General features: G+C 57.9%; 16 protein-coding genes. 8 read left to right on the top strand and 8 right to left on the bottom strand.

Annotation, left to right across the window (positions count from 1 at the left end):
- Window positions 1–188 precede the first annotated feature (188 nt).
- The 6 genes from FOM92_RS13430 to FOM92_RS13405 all read left to right on the top strand — a co-directional run bounded on the left by FOM92_RS13430 (window position 189) and on the right by FOM92_RS13405 (window position 6,177).
- Window positions 189–806 (top strand): ribonuclease D, encoded by a 618-nt coding sequence (locus tag FOM92_RS13430; RefSeq protein WP_143777341.1) that lies wholly within the window; start codon window positions 189–191, stop codon window positions 804–806.
- A 25-nt stretch (window positions 807–831) separates the two neighbouring features.
- Complete coding sequence (gene lptC, locus FOM92_RS13425; protein WP_143777340.1) at window positions 832–1,467, top strand: LPS export ABC transporter periplasmic protein LptC; 636 nt, start codon at window positions 832–834, stop codon at window positions 1,465–1,467.
- Between the two features lie 7 nt (window positions 1,468–1,474).
- Window positions 1,475–2,005: an LptA/OstA family protein gene (locus FOM92_RS13420; protein WP_425473392.1), complete on the top strand. Its 531-nt coding sequence runs from the start codon at window positions 1,475–1,477 to the stop codon at window positions 2,003–2,005.
- Between the two features lie 104 nt (window positions 2,006–2,109).
- Window positions 2,110–2,889 (top strand): LPS export ABC transporter ATP-binding protein, encoded by a 780-nt coding sequence (gene lptB, locus FOM92_RS13415; protein ID WP_143777339.1) that lies wholly within the window; start codon window positions 2,110–2,112, stop codon window positions 2,887–2,889.
- Between the two features lie 53 nt (window positions 2,890–2,942).
- On the top strand, window positions 2,943–4,433 hold the full coding sequence (rpoN, locus tag FOM92_RS13410) for an RNA polymerase factor sigma-54 (protein WP_143777338.1): 1,491 nt from the start codon (window positions 2,943–2,945) through the stop codon (window positions 4,431–4,433).
- Window positions 4,434–4,503: 70 nt separating this feature from the next.
- Window positions 4,504–6,177 carry a lipopolysaccharide biosynthesis protein gene (locus tag FOM92_RS13405; RefSeq protein ID WP_143777337.1) on the top strand — a complete coding sequence of 558 codons (1,674 nt, stop codon included), beginning with the start codon at window positions 4,504–4,506 and terminating at the stop codon, window positions 6,175–6,177.
- Here FOM92_RS13405 and FOM92_RS13400 read toward each other — a convergent pair.
- Window positions 6,163–6,969 carry a nucleotidyltransferase family protein gene (locus tag FOM92_RS13400; protein ID WP_143777336.1) on the bottom strand — a complete coding sequence of 269 codons (807 nt, stop codon included), beginning with the start codon at window positions 6,967–6,969 and terminating at the stop codon, window positions 6,163–6,165. The two genes, FOM92_RS13405 and FOM92_RS13400, sit on opposite strands and share 15 nt — an antisense overlap.
- Before the next feature lie 64 nt (window positions 6,970–7,033).
- Between FOM92_RS13400 and FOM92_RS13395 the strand changes: the two genes are divergently transcribed.
- Together FOM92_RS13395 and FOM92_RS13390 are read left to right on the top strand one after the other, a co-directional pair.
- On the top strand, window positions 7,034–7,765 hold the full coding sequence (locus FOM92_RS13395; protein ID WP_170226889.1) for a methyltransferase family protein: 732 nt from the start codon (window positions 7,034–7,036) through the stop codon (window positions 7,763–7,765).
- A complete protein-coding gene (locus FOM92_RS13390; protein ID WP_143777334.1) occupies window positions 7,765–8,460 on the top strand; it encodes a nucleoside/nucleotide kinase family protein in 696 nt (231 codons plus the stop codon). Before FOM92_RS13395 ends, FOM92_RS13390 begins: the two co-directional genes overlap by 1 nt.
- On the opposite strand, the gene FOM92_RS13385 is transcribed toward FOM92_RS13390, so the two are convergent.
- From FOM92_RS13385 to FOM92_RS13355, 7 genes are all read right to left on the bottom strand, one after another.
- A complete protein-coding gene (locus tag FOM92_RS13385) occupies window positions 8,446–10,092 on the bottom strand; it encodes a methyl-accepting chemotaxis protein (RefSeq protein WP_143777333.1) in 1,647 nt (548 codons plus the stop codon). The two genes, FOM92_RS13390 and FOM92_RS13385, sit on opposite strands and share 15 nt — an antisense overlap.
- 78 nt (window positions 10,093–10,170) lie before the next feature.
- Entirely contained in the window at window positions 10,171–11,061 is an 891-nt protein-coding gene (locus FOM92_RS13380) for an alpha/beta hydrolase (protein ID WP_170226888.1), read from the bottom strand.
- A gap of 103 nt (window positions 11,062–11,164) precedes the next feature.
- Entirely contained in the window at window positions 11,165–11,650 is a 486-nt protein-coding gene (rpsI, locus tag FOM92_RS13375) for a 30S ribosomal protein S9 (protein WP_143777331.1), read from the bottom strand.
- Window positions 11,650–12,129 carry a 50S ribosomal protein L13 gene (gene rplM, locus FOM92_RS13370; RefSeq protein WP_143777330.1) on the bottom strand — a complete coding sequence of 160 codons (480 nt, stop codon included), beginning with the start codon at window positions 12,127–12,129 and terminating at the stop codon, window positions 11,650–11,652. The genes rpsI and rplM overlap by 1 nt, the downstream gene beginning before the upstream one ends.
- Window positions 12,130–12,298: 169 nt before the next feature.
- On the bottom strand, window positions 12,299–12,652 hold the full coding sequence (gene cutA, locus FOM92_RS13365; RefSeq protein WP_143777329.1) for a divalent-cation tolerance protein CutA: 354 nt from the start codon (window positions 12,650–12,652) through the stop codon (window positions 12,299–12,301).
- Window positions 12,624–13,685: a COX15/CtaA family protein gene (locus tag FOM92_RS13360; protein WP_246087300.1), complete on the bottom strand. Its 1,062-nt coding sequence runs from the start codon at window positions 13,683–13,685 to the stop codon at window positions 12,624–12,626. The genes cutA and FOM92_RS13360 overlap by 29 nt, the downstream gene beginning before the upstream one ends.
- 136 nt (window positions 13,686–13,821) lie before the next feature.
- Complete coding sequence (locus FOM92_RS13355; RefSeq protein ID WP_170226887.1) at window positions 13,822–15,183, bottom strand: aromatic ring-hydroxylating oxygenase subunit alpha; 1,362 nt, start codon at window positions 15,181–15,183, stop codon at window positions 13,822–13,824.
- Between the last annotated feature and the right edge of the window lie 17 nt (window positions 15,184–15,200).

Here is a 15,200-nt window from a genome sequence, read left to right as displayed (position 1 = left end):
AACAAATTAGTCTATGCAGTCGAGGGCGACAGTCCTGCACATCACAAGCGCGGCCCTTCCTGATCGCGCAAGCCCAAGCTATATCCCATTAAAAGATTACGCGATAGCAAATATTACGTGCCCTTTTCCGGCGCACAGAATCGCAGTTTTATTTGCGTTGACGGGCATGGTGGGGCAAGGGACCGGTCATGACTGTTTATTTGCATGAAGAAGACTTGCCCGCCGACGTTCTGGCCGCAGGACCCGTCGCTGTCGATACCGAAACCATGGGCCTGATCACGCCCCGTGACCGGCTGTGCCTGTTGCAGATTTCCGATGGCAAGGGCGACGAGCATCTCGTCCGTTTTGCCGCGGACAGTGATTATGCCGCGCCGAATCTGCGCGCCGTCCTCGCCGATCCGCAACGGCTGAAGCTCTTCCACTTCGCGCGTTTTGATCTGGCTGCGATCTCGCATTATCTGAATGTGACGGCTGCGCCTCTTTTCTGCACCAAAATCGCATCGCGCCTGACGCGGACCTATACCGACCGGCATGGCCTTAAGGAACTGGTGAAGGAAATGCTGGGCATGGATATTTCCAAGCAGCAGCAGTCGAGCGACTGGGGCGGTCCAACCTTGTCCGAGGCGCAAAAGGACTATGCCGCAAGCGATGTGCGCTATCTGCACCGGCTCCATGCCGAATTTGTTGTCCGGCTGGAACGCGAAGGCCGGACGCAGCTTGCCCAGGCCTGTTTCGACTTCCTGCCCCATCGCGCCGAGCTGGATCTGGCCGGCTGGCCGGAAATAGATATATTCGGACACAGTTAAGGTTCGAAGGCGCTTAATAGTCCCCATGTCCGAACAGGCCGATCTTGAACGCACGCAACGACAACGCTGGGCCCTGCCCGGCGGACGGCACGACCGGCTGATCCGTTTCCTGCGCGTCGGCTTGCCCAGCATCATCGGCATATTGCTCGCCGTGCTGGCCTTCAGCCCATTTGCCGGAACGCAGGAGCTCAGCTTTGTTCTCAACAAGGATGAGGTCAACCTGTCGCGCGAACGGATGCGGCTTATCGAGGCGCTCTACCGCGGCGAAGACAGCGAAGGCCGGCCTTTCTCTCTGCGCGCCGGAAGCGCTGTGCAGAAAACATCTGCCGAACCCGTGCTCGACATGACGTCACTGTCCGCCCGTATCCTGCTGAACGACGGACCTGCATCCATTTCCGCACAGCGGGGGACCTATAATCTCAACCGCGAAACAATGCGGGTCAACGGACCCCTTGCCGTCACTTCGCCCGATTACAATATGGTCGCCAGCAATGTGGAGCTGTCGTTGAAGGACAAGACCATGCAAAGCTTCGGTGCCGTCAGCGGCCGGACAAAGGTCGGTACGTTTGAGGCAAAGCGGCTGAAAGCGGATCTGGAAACCCGTGTCGTCCGGCTCGACGGCGGGGTCCATTTGCGTATCAACCAGAATGCGATTAAGTGAGGCCGCAATGAACACACGATCCTTCATGACCGGTCTGTGCGCGGCAATGGGCGCGGCGGCAATTCTGTCGACCGCCTCTTCGGCACAATCGATCCGCAACCACAACAGCAACGCGCCTGTGGACTTCACCGCAGGCTCACTGGAACTGCAAGACCGGGCCGACCGCGTTGTCCTTGCAGGCGGCGTTACCGTTACGCAGGCCGGGCTTGTGCTAAAGTCGAGCCGCCTGACCGCAGCCTATTCAAACGCCCGCGGCGGGACGGATGTGGAGCGGCTGGATGCAACCGGCGGCGTGACGATCACCAAAGACGATCTGCACGCGACAAGCAATGCAGCCATTTACGACCTTAATTCCAGCCTGATTACCTTAATCGGCAATGTGAATCTGGTGCAGGGAAGCAACAAGCTGAATGGCGGCCGGCTGGTGATTGATCTCAATTCCGGACGCTCGACAATCAATGGCGGCGGCCCTGCAGGAACAAGCACCTCGGGTGGCCGCGTATCGGGTACCTTTACCGTTCCTCCCCGCAAAAACTAATTGCGCCAAAATGGGCAGGCATGAATCATGCCAATTGCATGTTGTCCGCAGACTGGGTAGCTGTTGAAACGATACCACCCGTCAATTGCGGACTATGATGTGATATGGACAGCCTAACAGCAGAGCGCCCCGCCGCCGATGCGAACATTTCAGAAATCGCACAGTCGGGGCTGGGCGTGGTCTCGATTGCCAAAAGCTATGACAAGCGGGCGGTACTGACCGATGTTTCCCTTTCGGTTGCAAAGGGTGAGGTCGTGGGCCTGCTGGGTCCGAACGGAGCTGGCAAAACGACCTGCTTCTATTCCATCATGGGGCTCGTCAAACCCGACAGCGGACGCATCACACTGGATGGTGCCGACATTACCGGCCTACCCATGTATCGCCGGGCCATATTGGGACTGGGTTATCTGCCCCAGGAAACATCGATTTTCCGTGGCATGACCGTCGAACAGAATATCGGGGCCGTTCTGGAAATGGCCGAGCCTGACGCCGGCGCCCGCGCTGCGCGGCTGGAAACCCTGCTGGATGAATTCGGGCTGGGCCGATTGCGCAGCGCTCCTGCCATGGCACTTTCGGGCGGTGAACGGCGGCGGTGTGAAATTGCACGCGCGCTTGCTGCCAACCCGTCGATCATGCTGCTCGACGAACCATTTGCAGGGATCGACCCCATTTCGATTTCGGACATCCGAAACCTGGTAAAGGATTTGAAGACACGCGGCATTGGCGTTCTGATAACCGACCATAATGTGCGCGAGACATTGGAGATCGTCGACCGCGCCTGCATCATTTATGGCGGGCAGGTCCTGTTTTCAGGCTCGCCGGAAGCACTGGTCGCCGACCCCAATGTGCGCCGCCTGTATCTGGGCGAAAGCTTTGCGATGTAATGGCATGCCGACATGCAGAAATTCCAGCCATCCCCAGTCTGAATAGCTAGCCTGTGGCATTAGCGCCCCGCCTCGACTTACGCCAAAGCCAATCGCTTGTGATGACGCCGCAATTGCAGCAGGCGATCAAGCTTCTGGCGCTGTCGTCGATGGAAATCGAGGCGTTCATCGCCGAAGAGGTGGAACGCAATCCCCTGCTCGAAACCGGATCGGGCGAAATCCAGGCAGAAAGCCCGCCTGATGAATTTGCCGCATTGCCCACGATCGAAAGCGGCGATCGCAGCAGTGACGACGTTCTGGCCGGTACCGACATGGCCGCGTCCGAGGCGCTGGATGTCGATTTCGGTGCCGAAACATTCCATCATGATGGTGTTGCCGACAGCGTCGGCGGCGCGGACGGCATGCTTGGACTTTCCGGCGGCAATCTTTCCGGCAGTTTTGACGGGGAAGGTCCCGATTTTGACAGCTTCGCCGCCGCCGATATCAGCCTGCGTGAACATCTGATGGCGCAAGCCGGGGCCAGCCTGTCGGGCCGTCTATTGTTCCTCGCGCAACAGATTATCGAACAGATTGAGCCCACCGGCTATCTGGGTGCGGACCTTTTGGCCATGGCGCACCGGCTGGGCGTGAGCATGGCGGAGATGGAAGAGGCGTTGGCCGAGGTGCAACGTTTTGACCCGACGGGTGTGGGTGCGCGCGACCTTGCCGAATGCATCATGCTGCAGGCGAAAGAGGCGGACCGTTATGACCCGTGCATGGCCAAGCTGATCAACAATCTCGATCTGGTCGCCAAAGGAGCGTTTGACCAGTTGAAGCGGATGTGCCGCGTCGATGACGAGGATCTGCGGGACATGATGATCGAGCTGCGCAGTTACGATCCCAAGCCAGGTTGCCGGTTCGAAAGCGAAAGCAGCGTTGCGGTCACGCCCGACATCTTCGTAACCGCACGCGGAACGGGATGGGCCATTGAGCTGAACAGCGCAAATTTACCCCGCCTGCTTATCAACCGCAGCTACGTCGCGGAGCTGGGCCAGGACAAGGCGACCAAGGCATGGCTCAACGAATGCATGGCTGACGCCAACTGGCTGATAAAGGCGATGGATCAGAGGCAGCGGACCATCATCAAGGTCGCAACCGAAATAGTGAAGCAGCAGGACGGCTTCTTTCGCGGCGGTGTCGCGCATCTCAGGCCGCTAACCCTGCGTCAGGTCGCCGACGCCATCGAGATGCATGAATCAACGGTCAGCCGGGTAACGAGCAATAAATATCTGCACTGCGACCGCGGGCTGTTCGATCTCAAATATTTCTTCTCCTCAGGGGTCCAGTCCGCCGATGGCGACGGTGTATCTGCCGAAGCGGTCAAGAGCCATATCAAGGCGCTGATCGATGGGGAGGGTACAAAGATCCTGTCCGACGACACCCTCGTCGACCTGCTGAACGCCAAGGGTTTCGACATTGCACGGCGAACGGTCGCCAAATATCGGGAGGCGATGGGCATCGGCTCTTCGGTCCAGCGGCGGCGGCAAAAGAAAATGGGGCGGTGATAGGCCCTGGGGTCGCAAGCGTGTTTGCGCTTGCCATGATGGGACCTCGCGGCGTAGCGGGGCGCCACCTATGACAGACGGAAAAACGGACGACGAAATCTCCGCACGCGATGTGGCAAAGGGCGCAGGGACTACCTTGCTCGCCCGGCTGGGTGGCGTGCTCGAGGTCGTGGCGCAACCGCTTTACATCTGGCTGTTCGGACTGGCGGGTTACGGATTTTACGGCGCGCTGTGGGCTGCCACGAATCTGACGCAGAATGTGGCCGATCTGGGCACCACAGGGGCGATGCAGCGGGTCATTCCGCAGGCGGCATCCGCGCAAAAGGAAGCCGCTGCCTTACGCGCCGCGCTGATCCTTGGTGTTGTGCCTTGCATCCTCATCGCGATTGCCGTGTTCATTCTTGCCGAACCGGTGTCGAAATTTTTCAATGCCGATGCCCGCGATACGGCCCAGGCGACCGAAATCATCCGCCTGTTTATCTGGGCGCTTCCGCTCTGGTCCTTTGTTGAAGTAGCAACATCCGCCCTACGAGCACGGCGTATTTTCGGCGCGGAAATCCGGCTGCGCCTGTTCTGGGAACAACTGATCCGCCTGCTGGTCGTGGTCAGCCTGTTCATCGCGGGCTGGTCGACGCGCGCGCTTTATGTCGGACATCTGATATCCCTGGGCGCAACCTGCCTTCTGTGCGTGCGCCTGTTGGCCAAAAATTTCGAGTTGCGGCTGATGTTCAAAGGGCCACTGTTCGACGACATGTTCCATGCCACGCTGAAGGCGGGGCTGGCCGTTCTTCCAACCAATATTGCCTTGCGGATATTCGGCGATGGTCCGGCCATTGCCCTGAACGCCATCCTTCCGGGAGCCAGCGGCGCGGTGGCGACGAGCCTCTATATCGTCGCACGCAAGATATCGAGCCTCGTGCAGTTGGTACGCACCGCCTTTGCCTATGTTCTTGCGCCGCTGGCATCGGCCCTTTCCAAAGACGGAAAGGAAAAGGTATCCTCCATCTATGGCTTTTCGACGCGTGTCCTTGTGACGCTGGCCCTGCCCTTGGCCGCTGTCCTCGGCGCAATGGGAACCACGATTTTGCCCGTCTTCGGCCCGGGTGTCGAACAGGCGCTGATCGCGCTCTGGATATTGCTTGCCTCGCGGGCATTTGAGGCTGTGTGCGGCGCGGCCGCCCCCATCCAGCAGGTAGTGTCCGCGCACCGGCATCAACTGGTTGGCAGCATAACCGGCGTCGTTCTGGCCTTCGTCATCGGTGGAATATTTACACCGCAATATGGTTTGAACGCCATGGCATGGGCCGTGGCGCTGGGTCTGGCGGCCGCCTCTGCCATACCCATGATCCAGCTCAATCTGCACGACGATCTCCACCCGTTTGAGCGGCCCTTCTTCGCGGTCCTTTTAAAAGCACTGTGCGTGGCCGTCGCCGGATCTCTCCTGATCGTGGCGATCCAGTTTGTTCCCTTGCTCGCGCAAAGAGTGCTTTTCGCCAGCCTAGTGCTAGTGGCCTTCGCCTTCGCGCCGCGCGTGGCTATCGGACTGGCTTTTGTGGGGCTTGCCGAATGGATCGTCGAAACGCAATTCGCCCTTCCTGACCAGCTCCTGTCACGTCTGGTGACAATCGTCCTGATGTTGCCGGTGGTCGTGGGGACTCTGTGGTTATCCCTAAGGCTGGCGCTACCCGAAGAGGACCGCCGTGCCATCGGTGACAAAACGGCCCGCAGGTTACGGCTGGTGTAACCCTTTCCGGTTTTGCCAGATTTCCAACGCCTGACGGTGGTCATCGGGCTTGTCGACATCAATGGCAGCTTCAGGCGTTGCCAGCGGCACGAGCCGGGCCTTGAGACCCAGTCTTTTGCCAGCCTGCCGCAGGGCATCGCCCAAGCCGATCGTGCGGGTCAGCGCCCGTACCGCCAGCCAGGGTCCGAAGTGCAGAAATAGCTTCCACGCTGTCTTGCGATCCTGTTCCGCACGTGACCAGAGTTCGAGCGCGGGCAGGCATTTTACCGACTGCAACGCAAACAGGTTCGCACCCGACCAATAGCCATCGGCAAATTTCAGCCATGTCCGTTTGTTCATGGGATAGCGTTCGAACAGAACAGCGCGCTCCACCATGCCTACAGCGACATCGGCATCACCTGCATCCGCAATGAAGGCGGACAGCAAATCCGGCTCAAGCAGGGGGTGGTCGGCCGTCGTCACCAGAATAGGAAAGGGCAGTGCGTCTGTTCCTGCAAGCTCGGCGATGCTGCTGGAGATACCCGCGCTGCTTTGTCGTAAAAGGGCACCGCCGCCGGCTTCGACCGCGTCCGCCAGTGCGTCTGTATTCTGGGCAATCACCATGATCTGCTGCACCGAAGCTGTGGCATGCAATGCCTTGAGGACATGGCTCAGCATCGGTTCACCGCCAAAATCGATCAACGCTTTTGCAGGCACGCCAAAATGCGCTGCAAGTGCATCACCTTTGGGCCGGTTGCCCGCCAAAACAAGCGCGGACCAGCCGGTGCGGCCTTGCGCTGGGGTGGATGTCATGATTTTGCCCCATTGTTGTTCAAAGGGAACGTCCTCTTCTAAAAGCATCGAGTTAGGATTGTTGGTGTATCAACAGGAAATGGCCCGCAGCGGCAAGTCGCTATTCTTCATTCGCGGCACATATATCTACACAATTATCGCGATTTCGACGTTGATCGCCTATCTGACCCGCGATATCGGCCCCTTTGCGACGGCGCAAGCCGATTGCGTCTGGTTCTGGGTTTCGTTCGGCATTGCCAGTGCGGGCGCCATTGTGCGCATCTTCACCAGCGGCTGGGCAGCGCTCGGCACCTCGGGACGGGCAAAGGTCGCTGCCGAAGCTGCCGAACTCAACACAACCGGCCCCTATTCGCTGGTGCGCAATCCGCTTTATGTAGGCCGTATCCTGAATTTCACAGGGCTTGCCATGTTGTCGGGAAGCTGGGTCTTTGGCGCCCTGGTATTTCTGCTCGCCATTTTGGTTTATGAGCGCATTTCGGTCTATGAAGAAGAATATCTGCGCGACAAGTTCGGCGAAGCGCATGCGGCCTGGGCAGCCAATGTCCCTGCCCTGCTTCCGCGCCTGACTGGGTGGGTTTCACCCAAATATCCTTTCTGGTGGAAACGCATGATCTGGCGCGAACAGAACAAGCTGTTCCTGCTGGCAACGGGCGTGTTTCTGACGTGGTTTGCCCGCACCGGTTTTGACGTGACGGCGCTCAACGGCAACTGGGTGACCGCCTATGCGGTGCTGGTCGTCATTCGCTTCATCATCGGCGGATTGAAAATGATCGGGTTCTTCAAAGAGCTGAGTTGATGGCATCGCTTGCCCCGCTCATTGCGGTTATTGGTTGCGACGGGTCGGGCAAGTCCACTCTGGCCGAGGCGTTGGTCACAGATTACAGCGCCCGGCGGCCCGTCGCCTATGTCTATCTCGGGCTCAAATCCGGCGCGATGGGTGAGGCCATAAAGCAATGGCCGATTATCGGCGGCTGGCTTGAAAAGAAGCTGTCGAAACGCGCATCCCAGGCGCGCGATACGAAGCAGAAGATTCCCGGTGGGGCGACCGCGCTGGTCATCTATTTGCTATCTAACATACGCCTGCGCCGTTTCCGGCATACTCTTGCCCATCGTCGCGCTGGTCGGCTCGTTATTACCGATCGCTATCCGCAGGTAGAAGTTCCCGGCTTTTACGATGGCCCGGGACTTTCTGCGGCAAAGGCGGGAAGCAGCTTTGTCGCATGGCTGGCAAAACGCGAGCGGGCCAAATATGAATGGATGGCGTCGCATTTGCCGACGCTGGTTATCCGGATCAACATCGACATCGATACGGCCCTTGCCCGCAAGCCGGACCACGCCCGCGAATTGCTGGAAAAGAAAATTGCGGTGACACCCGTTCTGACTTTTGCGGGCGCCCCCATTATCGAACTGGATGGACGCGAGCCCTTTGCCACTGTGAAGGAAAAGGCAGTCGCGGCGATTGACGCCGCACTATTGTCAGGCGGCGCGTAGCCGGTCGAGGAAGTTCCGGCTGGCTTCCCGCAGCGCGCCCGCGCGGCTTTCCAGATTGGCCATGACCATTTGCATCTCGTCGGCCACTTCGCCGACCTGAACCGCGGCAACATTCACTTCCTTGCTGAATTCACGCACATGCTCGGCATCTTGTGCCGCATGCTGGGCATGGCCGCTAATGTCCCGGGTGGCCGCCTGCTGCTGTGTAATGGCGACCGCGATATTATTGGCGCCTTGCTGTACTTGCGACATTTTGTGGGCGACAGAACCGACCATGCGGGCGGCATTGTCCATCTGGTCCTTAATCGTCGTCACCGTCGTGGTGACCGAACCGATGGCCCCGTGGGTCTGGTTTGCAAGGCTTTTGACTTCTTGTGCGACAACGGCAAAGCCGCGGCCTGCATCACCTGCACGCGCGGCTTCTATCGTGGCGTTCAATGCCAGCAGGTTCGTTTTTCCGGCGACGTCCTGGATCATGGCGGCAATCTCGCCCACCTTTTCCGCTTCACCCGCAAGATGGGCCATCACGCCGCTGCCCTGTTTGCTGCTCGTGGTTGCCGCTTCGGATGCCGCAACCTGATCGTGAACCTGATGGGAAATGGCATCCGAAGATTCGCTCAACTGCCGGGCGGCCGCAGCAACCATCTGGATCGCCGCGCTCATGTTGGACGCCATATCGGCCATCGCGTCGGTACGCTCACGTGTTTGTGTGCCAATGGCCGCAAGTTGCTGTGACGATTCACCCACTGCACGGACGGCCGATTCCATCACATCGATAATGGCATGTACTGAATGTTCAAATTCGCTGGCCAATGCCGTCATGGCCTTTCGCTGCTCCTGATCGGCACGTTCACGTTCTTCGTGCCGTGCTGTACTGGTATTGCGGCGCTCGGCTTCCACAGCTTCCAAACGTTCCTGTTCAGCGGCGAAAAAGCGTTCCTGTTCGCGCGCGAATTTCTGCGCATTGTCGAGGGACTGCATGAAAGACCGCCATTGCATCATGGCAACCCGATGCAAAGAAACGCCAAACAGCGCGATGCCCGCATAAAAGAACCACGGCATTTCCATACCCGAATAGCTCGCGGATATGGTGCTGCCGATTGTCATGACCGACAACCACATGACCATTGCAGCGGGAAGACACAGATAGATGAGCGCGCCTATGGCGATAAGCCCGAATGTCATCGCGCTACCGACAACAATGCCGATATCCTGATGATAGCTCCACACGTCGGCGAGCAACAGAACCCAGCTGAAAGCCTCAACAGAAACCTGAAGAACGAAGAGCCGCCGCAAGAACAGGAGATAGTTTCCGTCCGGATCCTGCCGGCCGTCGTAATTCTTGATCCTGACATGGACACGATAGCCCACAATGGCGGCAATGGTGTACAGTGGTGCGGCATATTGCGCGAAATGCGGCTGCGCACCGCCAAACCACAATATAGCAAGGGCCGGCCACATGGTAGCGAGCCCTGAAATGAATGCGGCGACATGCGACCGACCTGCGGCGTGGAGCTGCGCCACCATCAGATCGCGATTTTGCACGCTGGCCGAACGACGCAATATTGCCCACTCACCCTTCAAATCGGTGAAGAAGGCAAACATGTCTTTCAAATGGTGCAATTCGCGCATGCCAGGTTTCCGACGGATTGGTCCGTCTTTCGCCTTAACGCAGAATGGTAAACCAGCCGTTAACCATAAGCAGCGCGATTATTGGCCTTTAATGAACGCGATGCTGTCGGAAAGAACCGGGGCCTTGGACCGGAAAGGCCGGGCTATCGCCATGATGATATCGGCATGGTCGACTTTCGGATAAATTTTCAACCTCGCCATACCGCCAAGCTCCGCCATTCGCGCCGCCAGCACCTTGCTGTTGCGGGGTTTGACGACCGTGTCCGTATCGCCGGTCAGCAGCAAAAGCGGCGGCGCATCGGCGCGGGCATAATTTATCGGTTGTGTCTCATCCAGATCGGGCCACTGCCCGAGGGCGACTTTGGAGGAGTCGGTTGTCAGGGGCAGGAAGTCATAGGGTCCGGCCAGGCCGATGACGCCTTTGATTGACGTGCTATCCAGATTTTTGGACGCAAGCCACTGCGGGTCCAAGGCGGCCATCATGGCAATGTGCGCGCCGGCGCTATGCCCCATCAGATACATGCGGTCTGCGTCGCCCCGATATTGGCCAATGTTCTTTTGAACCCATGCAACTGCCGAAGCCGTATCTTCTACAAAAGCCGGAAACCGGACTTTGGGCGCTTTACGATAGTCGGCAACAACGGTCACAATCCCCCGCGATGCAAATGCACGCCCCAGAAAACCATAGCCTTCCCGTTCCCCGTCCCGCCAGGCGCCGCCATGAAAAAAGAGCAATACGGGGTAGGGCTTTTCGGCGGCTTCAGCAGGTACATAAACATCAAGCTTTTGCCGCTCATCCGGCCCGTAGGCGATTCCGACCGTTGCTTTGCCCTGATATTCTGATGCGCCTGGTGCTATCCGGTCGACCAGATCAAGTTTCTGGGGATCGGTTTTGGACCAGAACCAGAGCCCTATGGCCGCGACCAAAACCAGAAGTGTGAGGACAGTTGCTTTAATCATTGGCTTCATGTGCCTTTCCATGCGCGCGGGCACAATGAAAAAAGGCGGCCCCCGAAAGGACCGCCTTTTTTCCGGTAGGCCGGAGCCTTTCGGGCTCCATGCGCTGAAACGCTTAACGCTTCGAGAACTGGAAGCTCTTACGTGCCTTGGCCTTACCATATTTCTTACGTTCTACGGTACGGCTGTCGCGGGTCAGGAAGCCTTCGGCCTTGACCGCGCTGCGCAGTACAGGCTCATATTTCGACAAAGCCTGGGCGATGCCGTGCTTTACGGCACCAGCCTGGCCCGAAAGACCGCCACCCTTTACGGTTGCGATAACGTCATACTGGCCCGTACGCTCGGTCACGCCGAACGGCTGGTTGATGACGAGACGCAGCGAAGGACGTGCGAAATAGACTTCCTGGTCACGGCCGTTAACGACAATCTTACCCGTGCCCGGCTTCAGCCAGACGCGTGCAACGGCGTCCTTACGACGGCCGGTCGCATAGGCGCGACCTTGGGCATCAATTTCCTGTTCACGGACGACGGCTGCGATCTGCGCAGGTGCTTCGGCGCCCAGGGTTTCGAGATCAGCGAGTGAATTTGCGGTATCGGACATTATGCACCCACCTTATTCTTGCGGTTCATGGAAGCGACGTCGAGCGTCTTGGGCTGCTGGCCATCATGAGGATGCTCGGTGCCATTATAGAGGTGCAGCGCGCGCATCTGGGCACGGCCGAGAGGTCCGCGGGGAACCATGCGCTCGACAGCCTTTTCAAGAACGCGCTCGGGGAATTTGCCTTCCAGCACCTTCGCGGCAGTGATACCCTTGATACCGCCTGCATAGCCGGTGTGCCGGTAATAAACCTTGTCGCCAAGCTTCTTGCCGGTGAACTGCACCTTGTCGGCGTTGATCACGATGACATGATCACCGCAATCGACGTGCGGGGTGTAGCTCGGCTTGTGCTTGCCGCGCAGGATATTGGCAATGATCGACGCAACGCGGCCAACAACCAGACCTTCGGCATCAATCAGATGCCATTCCTTCTGGACGTCCTGCGGGCGGATCGATTTCGTAACTCTGGATAGCGTTTTCATCGCTAATCGAACCTTTCGGAATTTGAAAAACCAGGACCAGAATCGAAAGGAGACCGGTCGCGAAGCGGCGCTAATGACGTTGAACCACCCAATAGTCAAGCAAAAGCGTGGGTTTTGCGGAAGGTATAATAATACCTCTTATGTAAAGGGATGACCCCGCAAACGCGTTCTATGCCGTTTCGGACGCCACCCATGCGGCATAAGCCGGGAACGCCTCCTCGTTCGACAGACGAAGAACCGCAGGAACCTTGTAACGATGCAGTGCCGCGATACGCTGCATGGCCGCTTCGGCCTTGGCGGGCGAGGTTTTGAACAATACCGGATGTTCTTCCTTCGCCTCAATCTCCCCCTCCCACCGGAAATGCGAGATCACCATCGGAAAACGGTTTGCGCAGGCGATCAGCCCTTCGGACAAGAGCTTGCGGCAAACATCATGCCCCTCCCCTGCGGTAGGGAAGACGGCGTAGATCAGGGCAATGTCGTTCTTGGCGCCCTTATGTGCCATGGTCACGACCCAGGACATGGGCACCCCATACCGTAGCCGCGACAAGCAATGCGCCAACGGCCTGGTGCGATACGGCAAGCACGATGTTGACGCCGGTCAGGACCGTCGCAATGCCCAGCAATATTTGCACGCCAAAAGCGCTGTGAATGGCGATAGACGCAGGACGCGCCCCGGCCGCTTTGGTTCTGCGTGCAAGCATGATCAACGCTATTACCGCAATCCATGCCCACCAACGGTGCACAAAATGGGTTAAGAACGGATCGTTGACGAGCGCATATAAAGCCCCCTTGGTCGTATCGATGCCATCCGGTACGAAACGGTCGTTCATGAGGGGCCAACTATTTGAAACATAGCCTGCATTTAATCCGGCCACCCACGCCCCGAACAGCAATTGCACGAACAAAATCGCCAAAACAGCCAGGGAAAATCCGGTAAGCTTTGCAGGCTTTGAAGCGGAATTGCGTGCCAGCGCCTTTAAATCGAGCGCCGTCCATACAAGGCCGCCCAAAATGAACAGGGCGGTCAGCAAATGGACTGCCAAGCGATAATGGCTGACGTCGGTGCGGGCTGTCAGTCCGGACGAAACCATCCACCAGCCGATCGTTCCCTGTAACCCGCCCAGCGCCAGCAACGCCAGCAAACGCGGCTTATAGCCAGCAGGGATGGCCCGCTTGATCCAGAACCAGGCAAGCGGCAGGGCAAAGGCAAGGCCGATCACCCGGCCCAGCAATCGGTGCACCCATTCCCAGAAATAGATGAATTTGAATTGCGCCAGCGTCATACCGGCCGGACCGTTGATTTCGGTATATTCCGGGATCTGTTTGTATTTTTCGAACTCGGAAACCCAGGCCGCCTCGTTCAGCGGAGGCAATGTCCCTGCGATCGGCTTCCATTCGGTAATCGAAAGGCCCGATTCTGTCAGTCGCGTAATCCCGCCAACCACGACCATCGCGAACACTAGCAGAGCGACGCCTAACAACCATTTCACAAGCGCATCGGGACGGGGTGTTGTGGGCATCGTAATATTGTCCAGCATAGAGATGTTCTGCATGCGCGCTGCTATGCGCGGACGTGAAAGGCAAGACAAGAGCCGCAAAAGACCGGCGCATTGCTTTTTAAGCGTAGGCAGTTGCAGAATCTGACTTATTCAAAGCGCTGGATCCGGAAAAATTCCCGCGCAAAAGCCCTTAAGACCGGGACATGTAAGCATCCAGCGTCTGGTGATAATGACGGATACGGCTTTCCTGATAACGGGCGAGGGTAACCCCGGGCTTTTTGGAGGCGCGCAGCCCTTTCTGAATACGCATAAGATTATCGGTATCCTGATCGGCAACCATCGCGGCCGATCCCAATTCCGGTGCATCGGACCATTTTTGATCCGGCCCCAGCATATTCAGTTTCGCAGGTTCGGGATGCGATCCGTCGGGTGCCTTTGAAAAAAGAAACATGATTTCCATGATCGAGGTTTCGGGATCATCACCATTAGGCCGGAAACGATATGTTATGGGCAACGCCTGCCCACCCCATGGCACCATGTTCGGGAAAAGAAGATATTCGATCAGATCGAGAGATTCGCTGTCGGACAAGTCCGACATGTCGCGGCCCGAGCTGCGCGAAATTTTTTCACGGGCGCGTTCGGCCAGTTTTCCGCGTGCCGTTTCACCTTCACCAACCTCAATTGGTTTGCCCGCGAAAAAGGGTACATCCCTGCGCATTTCCTCAATCGTGCGCTCGGCAGGCACGCCCTTTAGGGAAGGCGACGGGACACCCTGAACGCTTATCATTCGGCTGACATGGTGAATGTCCGGCCACACATCATATTGGGTGTTCGTGTCGCCATAATAACCCATCACCTGGGGATGTGCGATGCTGACATGATAGGCTTCAACAAAAGCTTCCATCGCCAGCTTCCAGTTGCATGGCATGATCTTGCCGACATGGGCCGCGACATAGCGGTCCTCAAGATTGAAGGCCGCAAAATGGTCGGGAAGATTTTCAAGATAATCTTCTAACGGTTCACAGTCCGGGTCAAAATTGACGAACACAAAGCCGCCCCAGATGCCGACTTTTGCCTCGGGCAGACGCATTTTGTCTTTATCCACATGGGGGAAGTCCCATTGTCCGGGTATGATGGACAGGCTTCCATCCAGCTTCCATGTCCACCCGTGGAAGGGGCATCGCAACTGGTTCACGCAACCGCCTTCGGTCCGCAGCAATGTTCCCCTGTGCAAGCAGGAATTCACATAGGCGCGAATTTCATCAGGTGCCGTCCGGATCACAATCAGGGAGTCATGCACGATCTCATAAACAATATGGTCGCCGACATTGGGTAAATGTTCGACCCGGCATGCGAGTTGCCAGCATTTGCGCCACACCTTCTCGACTTCAAGATCATGCCACTGCTTTGAGAAATACCGTTCGCGCGAGATATCGGATAAGTCCTGCCCCTGCGCCGGCGACTCTTCACGCAAAATGGAAGGCGCGGGATTGCCGTCCTGTTCGAACACTTCCTGAACCGAGGGCCCGGGCCTGCGTGCGATAATGTCCATAGCCTCCCCCATTGCTG

This window comes from Sphingorhabdus contaminans (assembly GCF_007280415.1).
GTDB classification, from domain to species: domain Bacteria; phylum Pseudomonadota; class Alphaproteobacteria; order Sphingomonadales; family Sphingomonadaceae; genus Sphingorhabdus_B; species Sphingorhabdus_B contaminans.
The sequence above is the reverse complement of the archived record's forward strand: the minus strand, read 5'-3'. Positions and strand labels throughout refer to the sequence as shown.